The following is a 17,690-nucleotide window of genomic DNA, read 5'->3' on the forward strand; positions in this document are numbered from 1 at the left end:
AAACTGCGGCCAACCAAAAAGCCTGAAAAGAATTGACAGACATTATATCGTTCACGAAATTCAGCATGTTCTGCATTTTGAGCGTGGAATTTTATACACCGTCCGCGAGCTGGCCATAAATCCTGGTGAAAACATACGAAAATATCTATCAGAAAACAGAAGTCGATTGGTAAAACCCATTATATTTATCATCATAACTTCTTTAATTTATACAGTTTTAAACCACTTATTTCATATTGAAGACGGTTATGTAAAATATCACGAAGCTAAAAATGAAGCCCCAGCTGCTGTTGGTAATATTGTTAAATGGGTGCAAAACCATTATGGCTATGCAAACATTATGATGGGTGTTTTTATTGCTTTATGGCTAAAAATATTCTTTAGAAAGCAAAACTACAACTTTTACGAAATCGTTATAATGCTTTGTTTTGTTATAGGTATGGGCATGTTGATTTTTTCAGTTTTTGCGGTTGTACAAGGCATTACACATTTAAATTTAATGACTTTTGCCGGTATAGCAGGCATTATATATTCAGCTTGGGCAATCGCTAATTTTTTTGAACCCAAAAAAATGATGAGCTACCTAAAAGCACCTGTTGCATATATTTTGGGTATGGTTACATTTTGGATTTTTCCAATCATTATCGGAACAGTGATCGATTTAGTTAACAGACATTAGTAATATGAAAAGTATTTGGACATCAAATTATGAAAATAATGAAATCATAATTGAAAACACTTGGTTTAACGGAGAAAGACTTTATGTCAACGATGTTTTACAAGACCATACATTTGGTGGATTCTCTACCAAATTAACAGGACATTTAATTAATCAAAAAAATGAAAGAGAAAATATTAAAGTTAACCTTGGAGGGTTCTACAAAGTAAATTGTCAGCTATTTATCAATGATAAAAAAGTAGAGGTTAAAAAAGTAAAATAGCAGCAGAAAACACCGGCTTTGCAATGGCGGGACTTCAGCACCTACGGAGAACAAAACCATTCATTTCCAAATCCTTTAAAACTATCCCCATTTCCAGCTGTTCTATATAAAAACAACATCATGGAAAATCAAGATAACGAAAACTTAAAAGATAAAAATGCTGATAATTCGGCAGATAAAACCAATATGCCTGATCAATTGGTTCCACGCCACCATAGTGATGAACATAGTGATAAAAATAAGGTAAAATCTGACGCAGGAAATCTGGGCAGAAATTTTGGAAGAGGCGATTTCGGCTCGGAAGAAGCACGTGAAGATGCTGAAAAAGGAAATAAAGGCCACGCCGGCAACATGCCGAACACCGAAGAAAAATAAAGCCCTGGCATAAGCCAAGGCTTTTTTGTTATTTATTGATATCCTCTAAAACCTTATTGGTTAACTTTGGTACGGTATAGTGTTTCTTAACATTTTCAAGGGTAACAATGATTCCTTTGGTATAGGCGTTATGCTTGTAATTGAAAATCGTTTCTAATACATCAGGATCGATATAGCGGGCATTTGATCCATCAATAATTACATTGGTTTCGCGAGGAATATTGGTTAAAACCACTTGAATCGCTGCTTTATTTAAGAATGATACCTCTTCAGCCAGTTTTATTCTGATGTTCTTTTTATCCCCTTCATTGGTAATTCTGTAAAAATATGGGTTACGCATGTTGGTGCGTAGCAGATAAAAAATGGATACCAGCATCCCTACAGCAACACCTTTTAACAAATCAGTAAACAATACGGCAACAATAGTGACCACGAATGGCACAAACTGATCCCAACCTTTGTGGTACATGTGCTTAAATAAGCTAATTCTGGTTAACCGGTAGCCGGTTACCAATAAGATAGCGGCCAGACAAGAAAGCGGAATCATGTTAATAATTTGCGGAATGAATAACAACGAAAGCAGCAACCAAACACCGTGAAAAATTGCCGACATTTTGGTTCTAGCACCTGCATTTACATTGGCCGAACTCCGAACAATTACTGAAGTCATGGGTAACCCACCAATCATACCGCTTGCAATGTTTCCTATTCCCTGCGCAAGTAATTCTCTGTTTGTTGGCGATACCCGTTTAATCGGGTCGATTTTATCAATGGCTTCAATGCTCAACAAAGTTTCTAAACTGGCTACAACTGCGATGGTTAAGGCTACGATGTAAACGTTTTTATTGGTCAGCTGCGAAAAATCGGGTGTAGTAAATAATCCCATAAATTCAGAGAAACCACCAACAACTGGTATTTTAACCATTTGATCGGCCCTTAAAGCGTTAGCTGTTCCTGCAAAAACTAGTGTACCAACCACACCAATGACTACAACAATTAATGGAGCAGGCACAATTGCCAGTTGCCTCACTTTCGGCCAGAATAACAAAATTAAGATTGACAGCAAACTGATAACCACCGCGGCCAAACTAAAATGCCCGATTGCAGCACTAATGGCAGAGAAAGTGTTTTCATGATCCTGCTGAAAGAAGCCTTCATCGCCGCTAAAATCTGTATCTACGCCTAAAGCATGCGGAAGTTGTTTTAAAATTAAGATTAAACCAATTGCTGCCAACATCCCTTCTATTACGCTCGATGGAAAATAATTGCCGATTGTTCCGGCTTTTACCAGGCCTAAAATAAGTTGAAAAACACCTGCCAGTACTACAGCCAGTAAAAAGGTTGGATAGCTACCCAATGAGGTGATTGCGCCTAAAACGATTACAGTTAAACCGGCCGCGGGCCCGCTTACGCTAAGCTGCGATCCGCTACAGGATGCAACCACAATACCACCAATGATGCCAGTGATTAAACCGGCAAATAACTCTGCACCTGAAGCCAATGCAATACCTAAACAAAGTGGCAATGCCACTAAAAAAACAACAATACTTGAGGGAAGGTCTTTCTTTAAATTCTTGGCAAGAAAATATTTCTTCACGTCCGAACCTGAAAAGGCCGGGTTAAACTTTTGCATAACGATAGGATTATCTGGTAAATTTTAACGATTAAATCGTGGAACTATCCGCATAAATCACGATCACAAAAGATTTTGCCAAAAGCAAGGCATCGTCATTTGTCAGAGAAACTTAAAAAGATCAGTTCAAAAGAGAAAACTAAATGAAGTTGGGTGGCGGTGTTGGAACTGTTGGATGATATGGATCTACATATCGCTTGAAATGCTCAATAAAACTGCTCTTCAAAATAAAGTGGCTTGAAGAGAACTCATAAGATAAGATCGGGTGGTTAAGCTCTAAAAGTTTAAAATCTGAAAACTTGGCGATGTCTTTGGCAGCGTCTTTTCCACCTTCATGCTCCAATTCGATTTGCATAATCACCGCATTCATGATTTCTTTATCAATACTTGTACAAAATACCGGCGCACCAGAAATGATCATCTTCGCAGAGAAGATTAGCATGAATGCTGCAACGATGCTGTATTTGTATTTTCTTAAAACCATTTTAAAATTCTAATCTTATTCTAATGTGGTATTACAAAAATAAACGGATAATTGGTTTTTCAATACTTTAAGTTGTAAAAAATATTGAGAAGCCTATAATCCTCGCCCCCAGATCAATTTATCTGATATTTAATTTACGAAGAAAACATCAAAGTTCAGTGTTGAACTTAAGTTGGTTTGGTTCAAATTAAATCTTGATATAACTTATATCGGGTTGCTTACTGATCATTAGATTACTGCTGATTAATATTAAATCGATATAATTTGTTAATCGTCAGTTTGTGTGTGAAAATCGAATGCTGAACTTGCATTACCGCAAGTAATTTTTAATTTTAAATTCTCAACCCTCGGTAATGGATAAGAAAATAGCAACACTTCAAGATAAAATCAACCAGGCAAAGCTTGGCGGTGGGCAGGCAAGAATTGATAGTCAGCATCAAAAAGGAAAACTTACTGCCCGTGAGCGTATTCATTTTTTAATGGATGAAGGAAGTTTTGAAGAAATTGGCATGTTCGTTACCCATCGAAGTACTGACTTTGGAATGGAGCGTGAAAAATATCTGGGTGATGGCGTGGTAACAGGTTATGGAACCATTAATGGCCGACTGACCTATGTTTTTTCTCAAGACTTCACTGTTTTTGGTGGTTCATTATCTGAAACCCATGCGGAAAAAATTTGCAAGCTGATGGACATGGCCATGAAAAATGGCGCTCCTTTAATTGGCCTAAACGACAGTGGCGGCGCCCGGATTCAGGAGGGCGTGGTTTCTTTAGGTGGTTATGCTGATATTTTTTATAAAAATGTACAGGCTTCAGGCGTTATTCCGCAGCTATCTGCTATCATGGGTCCCTGCGCAGGCGGTGCAGTTTATTCTCCCGCTATTACCGATTTTATTTTAATGGTAGAAAACACCTCTTACATGTTTGTTACCGGGCCAAACGTAGTAAAAACGGTTACACATGAGCAAGTTACTTCCGAAGAACTGGGCGGCGCAACTACGCATGCCACTAAATCGGGTGTAACACATTTTGCCTGCGCCAATGAAATTGAGGCGATTAATCACCTTAAAAAATTATTGAGCTATATGCCTCAAAATTGTGAGGAAATACCGCAGCACCTGGATTATGAAACCGGCGATGAAAGTAGATTATCGTTAAATACGTTTATGCCAGAAAATGCTTCTCAACCTTATGATATTCGCGAAATTATAAATGAGGTTGTTGATGATAACAGCTTTTTAGAAGTTCATGCTGCATATGCCGAAAATATTGTGGTTGGTTTCGCCCGTTTGGCAGGTAGAAGCATCGGTATTGTGGCCAACCAACCCGCATATCTTGCTGGCGTTTTAGATAGCAATTCATCTGCTAAAGCCGCCAGATTTGTTCGCTTTTGCGATTGTTTTAATATTCCGTTATTGGTTTTTGAAGATGTACCAGGCTTTTTACCAGGAACCGATCAAGAGTGGAATGGCATCATCAGCAATGGAGCGAAGTTACTTTATGCTTTCAGCGAGGCCACGGTTCCACGCATTACGGTGATTACGCGTAAAGCTTATGGGGGCGCTTACGATGTAATGAACAGCAAACATATTGGTGCCGATATGAATTACGCTTGGCCAAGTGCTGAAATTGCGGTGATGGGCGCTAAGGGTGCCGCTGAAATCATTTTCAAAAAGGAAATTACAGCCTCAGCAGATCCTCAGGAGAAATGGCTGGAGAAAGAAAAAGTTTATTCCGATATTTTCGCAAACCCCTATCGTGCTGCAGAACGTGGTTTTATCGATGAAGTGATTGAACCTGCTCAAACGAGAATAAAGTTGATAAAAGCTTTCAAAATGTTAGAAAACAAGGTAGTGAATCATCCCCGTAAAAAACATGGCAATATACCTTTGTAATAAGGTAAAATGGATAAGGATGAAAATGGTAAACGTTCTATCACAGACAATATGCTCATCATCCTTCTAACCTCTTAGATAGTTACATCCTACATCTCAACACATGCTAAAACGAATAGATATTCTCCTGATGGCTTTTTGCACAGGTTTGATTGTCGCAAATATTTACTACTGCCAACCGCTGGTTATTTTAATTGCCAAAGATTTTAATTTAACAGAAACCTATGCAGGACGAATTACCTACATCACTCAAATAGGATACGCAACAGGTTTGTTTCTGCTTGTTCCGCTAGGCGATATGTTTGAACGTAAAAAACAAATTCTGATCATTACCGGAATGGCAATTTTAGCTTTGCTAACCGCGGCTGTTTCGCATTCGTTTTTCCTGCTCGAAATTGCTTCGCTGCTGATCGGGATTTGCTCCATTGTGCCACAGCTTATACTACCACTCGCCGCAAACCTAAGTAGTGGTGAAAATCGCGGGGCAAATATCGGCATGATTATGAGTGGGCTATTGGTTGGTATTCTGGCATCAAGAGCCGTTAGTGGTAGCATTGGTTTCTGGTTAGGCTGGCGGGCAGTTTACTACATGGCTGCAGGAATCTGCGTATTGCTTATTCTCTTAATGGCGAAACGTTTTCCCCAAAGTTTTCCAGCGTTTAAAGGCACCTACAAACAGTTAATGCGTTCGATGTTTGGTTACATTAAAACCCAGCCTGCATTACGAGAAACGTCAATCATCAACTTTTTAGCTTTTGCCATCATTAGTGCTTTCTGGACCACGATGGTATTATTTTTGGCTAATCCACCTTTCAGTTTTCAAACACTACAAATCGGTTTATTCGGAATTGCTGGTGCAGCAGGTGCTTTGGCTGCTCCTCTTGTTGGTAAACTGAGTGATGGCAACAATCCTCGCAAAAACCTGATGATTGGTTTCATTTTGCAAATCATCAGCATTGCTTTGTTTTATTTCACTGGTAGTCATTTGTATCTGTTTGTTATCGGTATTGTACTTATTGATATTGGCCAGCAGGCCATTCATGTAACCAACCAAACCCGGATTTACACTTTAATTCCCGAAGCCAGAAACCGGCTGAATACCATCTTTATGTCAGTAAGTTTTATAGGGGCCAGCTGTGGCTCGGCTTTGGGTTTATGGCTTTGGGGCTATGGCGGCTGGGCAATGTTTTGTTACGGTATGGCCGGAATAATTATTTTCAACATCTTAATCTATCTGTTTTACGGAAATAAAAAATCCTCAGCTCACCTTTAAATTATTTATGAAATCTAAATTCGCTACTCCACTCATCTTAATCATTTTAATCGGTATTTCTTGCTACACAAGAGCTCAGGAAAAGCCAAATCAAACATCAACTGTTCAATCATTAAATAAGTTTAAGCTGTATTTGTTAGGAGTAGGAATTGAACGTGAACAGAAAATATCGAAGCAATCGAGCTTATATTTTAGTGCTGCCATAGAAGTGGTTGCACCATTTTATCCTGAGCAACCGAGCCGTGGAAGTGATGTAATTCGAATAGACTATTCTGTCAATTTTGCTCCAATACTCGGTTTAGGTTTTAGAAACTATTTTAACTTATCAGAAAAAGAAAATTTAAAAAAAAGCACAACAAACAATAGTGCAAGCTATTTTGGCATAGAATATAATTTAATTGCGCCCATTTTGATCAACAAAAGATATACAACAAATTACGTCCATTCCATTTCTCCCGTTTGGGGTTTTCAAAGAAATACATTAAAAAACAAGAACATTGAATTAGCGATCGGGCCATCATTTCAAACTGACTTCGATCGCAGCCGCTTTTCAATATTGGCCAGAATTGGCTTCAGCTATTTATTATAACCATGTCATTAGTACAAATTGAACAAATATTTCCTTCACTCACCTGGCGTATTCGTCATGAGGTGATGTATCCCGAACTTCCTTTCGACAGCGTAAAGTTGCCGGATGATTTTGATGGTTTACACTTTGGCCTTTACGCCGACCATAAACTGACTGGTGTAGTTTCGTTGTTTCAAAAAGGAGACGTTTATCAATTCAGGAAACTGGCCATTCTGGCTGATGTGCAAAAATCAGGTTATGGATCTCAACTGATGAATTATATCTTAGATTTTTGTAAAATTCAGAAGGCAAGTAAGCTATGGTGTAACGCCAGAGTAAATGCTAAAGAATTTTATTATAAATTTGGATTCCATGAAACTGAAAAAACCTTTTTTAAAGATGGGTATGATTTTGTTGTAATGGAAAGGGATTTACAATTGTAGATTTACAAATTACGATTGATAGCATTTCGCCTGTCTAAAGTCGTGAAATCATAGTTGATGACCTGGTCTGCAACATGTAAATCTAAAATTAAAAGTGGAATAAGATGGACGGACTGATCTGCTACATGCAAATCTAAATCGTATATCTAAAATCTTAAATAAAAATATGGCTAAGAAAAAAGAAGAAGCTAGCCTGCCTAAGGCGCAGGATAAGAAAAAACATGTTGCTGTGGTAACCAAAAAATCGCTGCAGTTTTTAGAAGAATACATCAATAACCCTGCTCCTACGGGTTATGAGTGGGAAGGTCAGAAATTATGGTTAAATTACTTAAAGCCATATATTGATGAGCATTTTGTAGATAATTACGGGACTGCGGTTGGCGTAATCAATCCAAAAGCACCCTATAAAGTTGTGATCGAAGCCCATGCCGATGAAATTTCATGGTATGTAAATTACATCACGAATGATGGTTTAATTTACGTGATCCGCAATGGCGGCTCTGATCACCAGATCGCACCATCCAAACGTGTTAACATCCATACCGAAAAAGGTTTGGTTAAAGCTGTTTTTGGTTGGCCTGCCATTCATACCCGCCACGGCGAAAAAGAACAAGCCCCTGAGTTAAAAAACATTTTTTTGGATTGTGGGTGCACTACAAAAGAAGAAGTAGAAAATTTAGGCATCCACGTGGGTTGCGTGATCACTTACGAAGATGAATTTATGATTTTAAACGATCGGTACTATGTTGGTCGTGCTTTAGATAACCGTGTTGGTGGTTTTATGATTGCCGAGGTCGCTCGTTTGTTAAAGGAAAACAAGAAAAAACTTCCTTTCGGTTTATACATTGTAAACTCTGTACAGGAGGAAATCGGCTTACGTGGTGCTGAAATGATTGCGCAACGCATTAAACCCAATGTGGCTATCGTTACTGATGTAACTCACGACACCACTACGCCGATGATCAATAAAAATACACAGGGCGATTTATCAGCAGGTAAAGGTCCGGTGGTTTCATATGCTCCGGCAGTGCAAACTAACCTAAACAAGCTATTGATTAAAACTGCTGAGAAAAACGAAATTCCGTTTCAACGCCAGGCCTCTTCGCGTTCTACCGGAACAGATACCGATGCTTTTGCATATTCAAACGGCGGTGTTCCATCGGCATTGATTTCATTACCATTGCGCTACATGCACACTACGGTAGAAATGGTGCACAAGGAGGATGTTGACAATGTGATCAGCTTAATTTACGAAAGCTTGCTAAACATTAAAGACGGACAGGATTTCAGAGAATTTAAATAATTGGTAAATAAATTAAGGCTTGAGGTTTATCTTCAAGCCTTTTTTTTTGCACTAAAATCAATGAAATCATCAATGAAAAAACTCGTATTAATCCGCCATGGTGAAAGTGTGTGGAATGTAGAGAACAGGTTTACGGGGTGGACGGATGTAGACTTATCAGCTAACGGCTATCTGGAAGCCAAAAAAGCAGGAGAAATTTTAAAGAAACACGATTACAATTTTGATATTGCCTTTACCTCACTTTTAAAAAGAGCAATCAAAACCCTTCATATTATTTTAGAAGATCTTGATCATTTGTGGATCCCTGAATATAAAAGCTGGCATTTAAATGAACGTTTTTACGGAAACCTGCAAGGATTAAATAAGGAAGAAACAGCCAAAAAATTTGGCGCAGAGCAAGTTCAAAAATGGCGAAGAGATCCGGATGAAGAACCGCCGGCGATTACCACAACCGATGAGCGCTGGCCTGGTAACGACTTGAGATATCAATCTTTAACACCTGATGAGTTGCCATTAACAGAAAATCTCAGCGATACGATTGCCCGGGTACTGCCCTTCTGGAATGAATCGATTGTACCAGCCATTAGTAGAAATGAAAAAGTGATTATCTCGGCTCATGGAAATAGCCTTAGAGCTTTGATCAAATACATTGACAATCTATCGAATGAAGAGGTTACCGCATTGGAAATTCCAACCGGTGTTCCTTTAGTTTATGAACTTGATGACGATCTTCGAAAAATTCGCCATTACTATCTGGAGTAGGCTTAAAAACAAAAACCCCTCAAATGTTTCCACCTGAAGAGTTTTGTTACTTTGAGAAGCGTAAAAGAAATTATTTAATATTTAAATCTGTTGCACCCTTTACATCAGTTGATATTTCGCCTAGAATGCCTGCATTAACATTTTGAGCAGTATAAACTTTAACGAAGTCGACCGTATTTAAGGTTACTTTTTTACCAGTGGCATCAACAGCCCACGAGATATCAAAGCTGTTGTAAAGATTGGTTTTATAATCATCACCTGTAGAGTAACTATCTGTGTATCCCCAATCAAAAGCCGCATTGGATACAATACCAGTATTATTTAGTGTAGATGGTAATAATGTTCCTTTAAAAGTTATTTTCTCCTGATTTGAGGCAAACAAAGGATAAAAATTAATCCGCTTTGCACTGTTATTTACAAAACCGCTATTCCCCTGATTATCTGTCCAGGCAACATTTGCAGCCGCTTTCGGATTGGTGTAAGTGATTTCATAATTTTTAATGGTGGTTGCTTTTGCATATTCACTTCCAGCCAATTCAAACCATTCATCATCAGGCAAACCATTGCCGTTTTTATCCTGGCTCACCATCACGATTCCTGGTTCAGCAAAAGCATAAGGTGGGCCAAAAGGATTTCCATAAATTGCTAAATCGGCTCCGGTTTGATTTACCACTGAGTGGTCAAAACCAAAAATGATGTAACCACCAAAACCACCTAACGAAACCATATTTGCAGTACTGCCAACTAATTTCTGTGCCTGCTCCGGAGAACCTAAAGAAGCATTATTAATATGCTGCCCCGGTGCTGGTGCATATTCAAAAACTTTACTGATAAATTTACTACTGGTTGGCGTAGCAGCAACTACAGGAACCGGAACAGTAATGGTATATTGATATGTAAAACTTCCAGCCTCATTATATCCCTTATAATCTACAATATAGGTTCCGGCTGTAGTTGGCGTAAATGCAAAATTGTAAGCTGTACTTACTACTTTACCATCCAGCTTCCATTCATGTTGAAAACCTTTTCCGTTGTTTGAAACTGCATATAATTCAGTTTTTGAATTTACCTTTCCTGTAATGGCATTTTCTGTAATGCCCATTTTCCCGTCAGGTGCAGTTACTGAATCTTTTTTACATCCGAAAATAAATAGTGATGCAGCAAATAAAACCAATAGGTGCTTGTTAATTTTCATTTTATTATATATTGAAGGTTAATTATTTAGTGTAGAAAACCAGATGAGCTGGTACATCTCCTGTAACTACAGAAAATTTCTTTTTACCGGTTTTATCAAAACAGTACAATGCACCAGGTGAAACATAATCCTTTGCATCGGTAAGGTAAATGTCTGATGAGATCGGATCCACAGCGATTCCATACGGCATCACAATATCTTTTTCACTACCATCTTTTATGAAACCGCCGGCAACAACAATTTCATCTTTAACATTTATTTTTGAGTAGGAAACCACCGTTGACATGGTTACATTGCTCCAGGCTGTACTGATGATGTAAGCGAAATCTTTATCTAGGGTAAAGGTGCTGGCTTCGATATCAAATTTTTTCTTTACGGCGTCAGTTTTGGTATCCACGACATAAAGGTTTGACTTTATATTATAATAATCACCTCTTGAAGTCACGTATAAATCACCATATTGATCAGCTTTTAAGCGATTAAGATTGATCGCAACATCAATTCTTTTGCTTTCTAAATTAGTGGTTAAATTGATTACAGAAATTGTACGCTCATAATCGCTGCTGGAATAACCGCCAGAATTCGCCACGTATAATTTATCGCCAACTACAGCCAAATCTTCAGGCTGGCGACCAACCGTAATTTTTGTATCGATTTTGAATGATGCCGTATCGATTACGCCAACGTAGCCATCGTAGGATGTTACGTAAGCCTTATTTTTGTAAAAGGCGACGTAGCGACAGTTTGGAATATCAACCTGTGCCAATTTCTTCGTCGATTTTACATCCAGAATCTCCAGTTTATTGGAGCCATTTACCACTACATAAAGTTTAGATCCATAGATTTTAATATCATTACCCACATCACCTAAACCTAAAGTTACACTAGGATTTGCCGCTCCATAAAGGTTTCTCCGGTAAACACCCGTTGCGTAATCATAATAATCTAATGATGCTTTATTCGAACCAAAATTACCTTCGTTCAAAATGTAAAGGCCATTCACGGCGGTTACACCTTGGCCAGGTAACTGAACTTGTTCCTCTGGCGTAACTGATTTATCTTTCCGGCAAGACCATAAAACGGTACTTAGGCCGAACAACATTAACATTTTAACTGTAGTAGAATTTTTCATTTTGTATTAATTAAATTTTGTAATAAGCTTAATTCTGAAATTTCTTCCGGGCATTGGGTAGTTAAGTACTACATCATAATACTGGTTAAAAACATTATTCACTTCAGCAGCAATGCTGTAGTTTATTTTGAAGCATTGAAGGAATACCGAATTGCCAAATCATGAGTGTACCAGGGTTCGACATAGTTAACCGGAATATTTGCTTTCTGGCTATAGCGTTCGCCGGTGTAGATGTAACTATAGCTTAAACCAAAGTTCTGATAATCTGATGCCAACGTAAACGAGGCACTATTCACTGGAATGTAAGGAATTTGCTGTCCAAAAAGCTCACTTGCAGGTGTAACATCCAATGCTCGCTCATAGGTATAATTGGCCTTTGCAACGATGTTAAGCTGGTCGAAATTCCAATGGCTCTGCAAACTTGTTTCTAATCCTTTTACCTCCACTTTACCCAAATTCAACATGGTCCAGCGGAACAAAGTTAGGGTAGGTATGGCAACAATCTTATCTCTTACATCGCTATAATAAACATCTGTTTGAAGCGAAATATGATTGAGTTTATTACCTTCAAAAGATTTAGAATAGGTAAAGCCGAGGTCGTACTGACTCGTATATTCTGGATTCAGTTTGCTGTTACCGATAAAAGTATAGTACAGATCGTTAAAGGTTGGCATCCTGAAAATCGACTTATAAAATGCCCGCAACCTGAGATTATTTTTTGCAAAGGGTTGCCAGGAAGCCATTACTGTTGGTGTATATTCAGTTTTATCGCCTGCGGGTATATTACTTTTCACCTGATCGTTAACCAAAGTAGCTAAAACATTTCCCTGGATATTGAATCTTGGCCAGCTAAATTTTGTAGCCAGTGCAATTAAACCGGTTTGCCTTTCCGGGTAGGCAAAGTTTTCCAGGTTGGCATCCAATTGTTGATAGGTGTAATCTGTTGACAGCGAAAGATCCCAGAATTGAGTGAAGTGATACAAACTTGCAAGCGACAAATAAAATTCTTGCTGGCTATATCGGTTATCTAAAGCGCCAAATATTGAAACCCGATCCGGATCAAGGTATCTGGTAAAATCATAAGCATATTTGGCATTCACTAAAAACTGAAGTTTTCGATTTGTTTGAGTTTCGAAGGAAGACTGAACAAAGAAGTTATCATCCCACTGGCGTTGGGTAAAGTCGAATTTATTAGCAACAATGGCACCAGGCACTCCCCTCTCGCTGTTGTAGTTGTATAACTTGATTTGCCATTTGCTGCTGTCAGAGGTTGTCCCATAGAGGCCACCTTCTATACGTTTTGCAAAAATATCTGCATTGCGCCTCACTACCGTAGTATCATAAACACCATTGGTGTAACGGTAATTATATTTTCCATTTGCATTTATTAGCTCAGCATTTAAACTAAGCGCCAAGCGGCTTCCCAATTGCTGGTTATAGGTGACTGAAGGATCAATCAAGCCGAAAGAACCCGTTTTCAAAGCCACCCGAAAATTCCTGTTTTGATCAGCCTCAAATGTTGGAACAATTGTTTTTAAATAGAGTGAGCTGGCAGATGCAAAAGCTTTAGCCGGCATTAATAAATCACTTTTTTGCCCGCTGTAAAGCGAAATTTCTTCAATGTTATCAAGAGAATATTTACCCAAATCTACCTGACCGTTTTGTGCGTTACCTAATTGTACGCCATCATAAAATACCGCAGTGTGGTTGGTACCCATGCTCCGAACATTAATGGTTTTTAAACCACCGATGCCACCATAATCTTTCATTTGTACACCTGAAAAATAGCGAATGGCATCAGCCACAGATAAGGCGTTTAGATTTTTTAATTCTTTACCATTTAATATTTGGAGGGGTGTAGGTGAAAGATTTTGTGTAGATCTTCTTTTCTGTTTGATTTCTACTTCTTTCAATACATTAGCTTTTAAAGAATCTGTTTGTGCAACAGATAATTCAGGCATGAGCATACCTGTCCAGAAAATGAACAAGCTGATAGAACAATATTTTACGCCATTAGAGGCAGGTAAAAACCTAAACATTTTGGTGTGAGTTTAATCCCCACAGCAAACAGAATTACAAGAAATGAAAATACGGAATACCAAAAGTACCTCATCTCTAGCTTCAATCCCCGAAAGCTATGAAATATTGCTAGAGGCAGGTCTTCTGACTTACTCCCGGGTTTCTTACCTTCCCATTTCTTGAATGTGAAACAGTGGCTTTATGAATAGAAATCCGTTATGGAGCTTACAGCTGCGGGACAGTTTTGGATTTACACCAAATTCCCTTTTAATTCCGGGTGTGAAGCGGAAACCAAAAGCATGGCAAAGGTAGCCAAAATTTGAGAAGAATTCTGAAAATATAAATTTGTGTGAAAAATTCACGAAACGCAATCATTCAAACAATAATCTCCGAAACACATGTGCTGAAGTGAATCTCGAATCACTCTGTTTCAGAGTCAGTAATTTCAATCCAAACCGGGCAATGGTCACTTGTTTTCTCCCATCCACGAACATGCTTGTCTACCCCTGCGTTTAAAAGCCTTTTCTCCAGTTGAGGACTAAGCAGAAAATGGTCGATTCTTAAACCTGCATTTCTGCCATAAGCATTTCTAAAATAATCGAAGAAAGTGTAAATTACTTCATTAGGAAACAATTTTCTAATGGCATCTGTCCATCCCTGGGCAACAAGATCATGAAATGCTTTACGTACTTCAGGTCTGAAAAGCGCATCTTCCACCCAACGTTCCGGTTTGTAAACGTCGAGTTCAGTTGGCATTACATTATAATCTCCAGCCAGTACAACAGGCAATTTATATTCTAAAAGCTTTGCTGCATGAAGCGTTAGTCGTTCAAACCAAGCCAGTTTGTAATCCAGTTTTAAACCTGGCGCAGGGTTTCCATTAGGCAAATATAAACAGCCAACAACTACCCCATTTACCATGGCCTCAATATAACGGCTGTGCAAATCTTTTGGATCGCCTGGTAAGCCTCTTTTTAATTCCTTTATTTCGTGTCCACGAGAAAGAATGGCCACACCGTTCCAACTTTTTTGCCCATGCCAAATTGCATTGTAACCTGCATCCAAAATGGCTTGGTGAGGAAATTTCTCGTCAGGAGCTTTCAGTTCCTGCAAACAAACCACATCTGGCTGAGTTTCTTCAAGCCATTTTAACAAAACCGGTAAGCGTCCGTTTACGCCATTTACATTGTAGGTTGCTATTCTCATCTTCAAAAATATTGGTGCGCTAAATTAAAGGAACAAAATAATAATCAAATTAAAATGATATTAGAGATTTTGCGATTTTGTATATAAAACCATCTAAAACAATTAAAGTTGACTCTTTTTTCTTTTTGAATAAAAGTATTTTAAGTTTTTGCGCTTATCTTGCAATTATATTTAATTACTCCCGTTAATAAATGTCTGAAGTTGCTTTAAATATCCGCAAAGATAACGTAAAAGATATTCGTCAGTTATACGATAAATATGCTGGCATGCTTTTAGGTTTTATCAGAGGAACAGTTCAAGATCATAAGAGGTCGGAAGAACACTTAATTAAAATTATATCTGCATTTGCTATAGAAAGCAACGGCCGCCCAACCTCCTGGTTAGCGCTGAGGCAGTATGCACAATATAAACTGATTGAGTTTTCTTCAGCAGACCATGAAGGTGGAAAGTTACGAGATGCCAACGAGATTAATGATGATTTAAATTTATTAACTGATGACGAACGCATTGTTTTTCAGGCGGTTTATTATCAGAAAAAATCAATTTCTCAGCTGGCAAGCCTACTTCACAAAAAAGAAGATATTTTGCGCACCCAATTAAAATCATCAGTAGATAAAATCAGGAAAGCTCGTGGAAATTAAAAAATTGATAGATAGCGGCCTAATGGAAACCTATGTAATGGGCGTGGCAACGGATGATGAAGTTCAGCAGGTGTTACTGCTTAAAAAACAATATCCTGAATTTGATGAGGCTTTAACAAAACTGGAGTTGGACATGGAAATACTTGCCCAAAGCATGGCTGTTCCTCCACCTCCTGGCATATTGTCTAAAATTGAACAAGAGGTAAATGAAATTAAACTTCGTGAGCAAAATTTAGATCGTTATACTTCACCTGAACACAAATATCAACAAGCTGAACAGGAAAAAGTAAAGCAAGATCGGTACATCGAGGTAGAGTCTGAATCAAACCAAATGCGCATTCATAAAGCATGGCGATGGGTTTTTGCTGCTGTTTTTGTGTTGGGGAAAATATTTCTGGGTTTTGCCATTTATTTTTATCTGGAAAACCGTCAGGCGCAGGAGCAAATTAAAGATTTAAAATTAGAGATTAAAGATATCCGATCCATCAGATAAAAACGCGTTAAATAATATTTTTCAAAACGATAAGATCAATTGCTGGTTATAATATCTATAATTCAGCAATATGAACGATCAGCTATCATCAAACGGAAATCCAAAATTATATATGTTACTTTTAGGTTCGAAAGCACCGAAAAGAAATGTAGAGCAACACGATTATTTTTTCGGAATTGCTCATTCTTTAAAGGATCTTGTTCCAGATATCAAAGCCTTCTGGCCTGAAGCTGGTAACAGCATCCATATTGATGGCTGGCGTGAAGTGAATGAGGTTGATGGTTTCCAAATTCAGGTTAAGCCGAGAACTCCCGGACATAACACTTCTCAACACAAATTATTTTTTATTAATCTGGGTGGTTACCAATCTGGCAAGTTAGAAGAACAGCACTATATTGTTTTAGGGGTGAAAGATGATCGTGCTGCTGCCATTCAGGATGCAAAAAAAACAGTGTTTTTTAAAACGAACTCTGTAAAAGGCGCCAATTCTCATATTGATGAAAAATACGGAATTGACATTGATGATATTTATCGGGTGGAAGATATTTTAAGTCCGCAGCATAAAGAAAAGTATCATATCGACATTACACCGAATGCAGACCTACCAGAGGATGAAATCCATCTGGGTTATTTTAAACTGGATAAAATTTAAGGGATAGTTTGCTGAAGCAAGATTATACTAAACCTTTCCAAATAAATCATGTTATTAGAATACAACAAAAACCAATAATATGAAAAAGTTAATTTATTTAATGGCCGTTTCAGTTTCGGCCCTGGCATTTCAAGCGTGTGGCGGTGGAGATAAAGATGCAAAGGAAACAGCAGATAGCTTAAACATGAGCAAAGACACCACCACGAATACTGCTGCAACCGGTGGTATTGCCGTTGATGACGCTGATGCAAAATTTACCACAGCTGCTGCAGTAGGCGGAATGGCAGAAGTTGAACTTGGAAAACTGGCGCTGCAAAAAAGTACTAATCCGCAGGTAAAAGAGTTTGCGACGATGATGGTGAATGATCATGGAAAAGCAAATACCGAATTGATGGAAATCGCTGCAGCTAAAAACATTACCTTACCATCTACAGTTGATGAAGAACACAAATCAAAAATGGATGACTTAAGCAAAAAATCGGGTACTGATTTTGATAAAGCTTATGTTGACGCCATGGTTGACGGGCATAAATCTACATTGAAATTAATGGAAGATGAATCTAAAAGCGGAGCGGATGCCGAGTTAAAAGCATTTGCAACTAAAACTGCTCCTGTAGTTCAAACACATTTAACAATGATTAATAAAATTAAAGATGGGATGAAATAAGTTTTCAT

19 protein-coding genes and 1 riboswitch are annotated in these 17,690 nt (G+C 38.2%); of the genes, 13 read left to right on the forward strand and 6 right to left on the reverse strand.

Going from position 1 to position 17,690, the window contains the following annotated elements; translation table 11 throughout:
* Positions 1–88: 88 nt before the first annotated feature.
* The 3 genes from ON09_RS15165 (at position 89) to ON09_RS15175 (ending at position 1,316) form a co-directional block, all read left to right on the forward strand.
* The gene (locus ON09_RS15165; protein WP_262495827.1) at positions 89–679 is read left to right on the forward strand and encodes a DUF3667 domain-containing protein; all 591 of its coding nucleotides are present in this window, start codon (positions 89–91) and stop codon (positions 677–679) included.
* Positions 680–683: 4 nt separating this feature from the next.
* The gene (locus ON09_RS15170; protein ID WP_010601917.1) at positions 684–941 is read left to right on the forward strand and encodes a hypothetical protein; all 258 of its coding nucleotides are present in this window, start codon (positions 684–686) and stop codon (positions 939–941) included.
* A 120-nt stretch (positions 942–1,061) separates the two neighbouring features.
* Positions 1,062–1,316, forward strand: a complete 255-nt coding sequence (locus ON09_RS15175) for a hypothetical protein (protein WP_010601918.1) — start codon at positions 1,062–1,064, stop codon at positions 1,314–1,316.
* 28 nt (positions 1,317–1,344) lie between these two features.
* Here the strand turns inward: ON09_RS15175 and ON09_RS15180 are convergent, their stop codons facing one another.
* Both ON09_RS15180 and ON09_RS15185 read right to left on the reverse strand, forming a co-directional pair.
* Positions 1,345–2,949 carry a SulP family inorganic anion transporter gene (locus tag ON09_RS15180; RefSeq protein WP_010601919.1) on the reverse strand — a complete coding sequence of 535 codons (1,605 nt, stop codon included), beginning with the start codon at positions 2,947–2,949 and terminating at the stop codon, positions 1,345–1,347.
* A 139-nt stretch (positions 2,950–3,088) separates the two neighbouring features.
* Positions 3,089–3,433: a hypothetical protein gene (locus tag ON09_RS15185; RefSeq protein ID WP_010601920.1), complete on the reverse strand. Its 345-nt coding sequence runs from the start codon at positions 3,431–3,433 to the stop codon at positions 3,089–3,091.
* 353 nt (positions 3,434–3,786) lie between these two features.
* Here ON09_RS15185 and ON09_RS15190 point away from each other — a divergent pair, with 353 nt between their 5' ends.
* From ON09_RS15190 to gpmA, 6 genes are all read left to right on the forward strand, one after another.
* Positions 3,787–5,328 (forward strand): acyl-CoA carboxylase subunit beta, encoded by a 1,542-nt coding sequence (locus tag ON09_RS15190; protein ID WP_010601921.1) that lies wholly within the window; start codon positions 3,787–3,789, stop codon positions 5,326–5,328.
* A 103-nt stretch (positions 5,329–5,431) separates the two neighbouring features.
* Complete coding sequence (locus ON09_RS15195) at positions 5,432–6,601, forward strand: MFS transporter (protein WP_039842550.1); 1,170 nt, start codon at positions 5,432–5,434, stop codon at positions 6,599–6,601.
* 7 nt (positions 6,602–6,608) lie between these two features.
* On the forward strand, positions 6,609–7,190 hold the full coding sequence (locus tag ON09_RS15200; RefSeq protein WP_010601923.1) for a hypothetical protein: 582 nt from the start codon (positions 6,609–6,611) through the stop codon (positions 7,188–7,190).
* A gap of 2 nt (positions 7,191–7,192) precedes the next feature.
* Positions 7,193–7,612, forward strand: coding sequence for a GNAT family N-acetyltransferase (locus tag ON09_RS15205; protein ID WP_010601924.1), 420 nt, complete (start codon positions 7,193–7,195; stop codon positions 7,610–7,612).
* A gap of 166 nt (positions 7,613–7,778) precedes the next feature.
* On the forward strand, positions 7,779–8,915 hold the full coding sequence (locus tag ON09_RS15210; RefSeq protein WP_010601925.1) for a M42 family metallopeptidase: 1,137 nt from the start codon (positions 7,779–7,781) through the stop codon (positions 8,913–8,915).
* A gap of 72 nt (positions 8,916–8,987) precedes the next feature.
* Positions 8,988–9,677 carry a 2,3-diphosphoglycerate-dependent phosphoglycerate mutase gene (gpmA, locus tag ON09_RS15215; protein WP_029204371.1) on the forward strand — a complete coding sequence of 230 codons (690 nt, stop codon included), beginning with the start codon at positions 8,988–8,990 and terminating at the stop codon, positions 9,675–9,677.
* A gap of 70 nt (positions 9,678–9,747) precedes the next feature.
* Here gpmA and ON09_RS15220 read toward each other — a convergent pair whose 3' ends face one another.
* The 4 genes from ON09_RS15220 to xth all read right to left on the reverse strand — a co-directional run bounded on the left by ON09_RS15220 (position 9,748) and on the right by xth (position 15,229).
* Entirely contained in the window at positions 9,748–10,872 is a 1,125-nt protein-coding gene (locus tag ON09_RS15220; RefSeq protein ID WP_010601927.1) for a hypothetical protein, read from the reverse strand.
* Between the two features lie 22 nt (positions 10,873–10,894).
* Positions 10,895–12,004, reverse strand: coding sequence for a YncE family protein (locus tag ON09_RS15225; protein WP_010601928.1), 1,110 nt, complete (start codon positions 12,002–12,004; stop codon positions 10,895–10,897).
* Between the two features lie 122 nt (positions 12,005–12,126).
* Positions 12,127–14,043, reverse strand: a complete 1,917-nt coding sequence (locus ON09_RS15230) for a TonB-dependent receptor plug domain-containing protein (protein WP_010601929.1) — start codon at positions 14,041–14,043, stop codon at positions 12,127–12,129.
* A 97-nt stretch (positions 14,044–14,140) separates the two neighbouring features.
* Positions 14,141–14,334: riboswitch (cobalamin riboswitch) on the reverse strand.
* A 109-nt stretch (positions 14,335–14,443) separates the two neighbouring features.
* Positions 14,444–15,229, reverse strand: a complete 786-nt coding sequence (gene xth / locus ON09_RS15235) for an exodeoxyribonuclease III (RefSeq protein WP_010601930.1) — start codon at positions 15,227–15,229, stop codon at positions 14,444–14,446.
* A gap of 191 nt (positions 15,230–15,420) precedes the next feature.
* Here xth and ON09_RS15240 point away from each other — a divergent pair, with 191 nt between their 5' ends.
* The 4 genes from ON09_RS15240 (at position 15,421) to ON09_RS15255 (ending at position 17,682) form a co-directional block, all read left to right on the forward strand.
* Positions 15,421–15,870, forward strand: coding sequence for a sigma-70 RNA polymerase sigma factor region 4 domain-containing protein (locus ON09_RS15240; RefSeq protein WP_010601931.1), 450 nt, complete (start codon positions 15,421–15,423; stop codon positions 15,868–15,870).
* Entirely contained in the window at positions 15,860–16,363 is a 504-nt protein-coding gene (locus ON09_RS24325; protein WP_010601932.1) for a hypothetical protein, read from the forward strand. The genes ON09_RS15240 and ON09_RS24325 overlap by 11 nt, the downstream gene beginning before the upstream one ends.
* Before the next feature lie 70 nt (positions 16,364–16,433).
* Positions 16,434–17,015 carry a DUF1543 domain-containing protein gene (locus ON09_RS15250; RefSeq protein ID WP_010601933.1) on the forward strand — a complete coding sequence of 194 codons (582 nt, stop codon included), beginning with the start codon at positions 16,434–16,436 and terminating at the stop codon, positions 17,013–17,015.
* A 79-nt stretch (positions 17,016–17,094) separates the two neighbouring features.
* Positions 17,095–17,682, forward strand: coding sequence for a DUF4142 domain-containing protein (locus tag ON09_RS15255; protein ID WP_010601934.1), 588 nt, complete (start codon positions 17,095–17,097; stop codon positions 17,680–17,682).
* Positions 17,683–17,690: the final 8 nt, after the last annotated feature.

Origin of the sequence: Pedobacter agri PB92, from assembly GCF_000258495.1 — a bacterium.
In the GTDB taxonomy this organism is placed as follows: domain Bacteria; phylum Bacteroidota; class Bacteroidia; order Sphingobacteriales; family Sphingobacteriaceae; genus Pedobacter; species Pedobacter agri.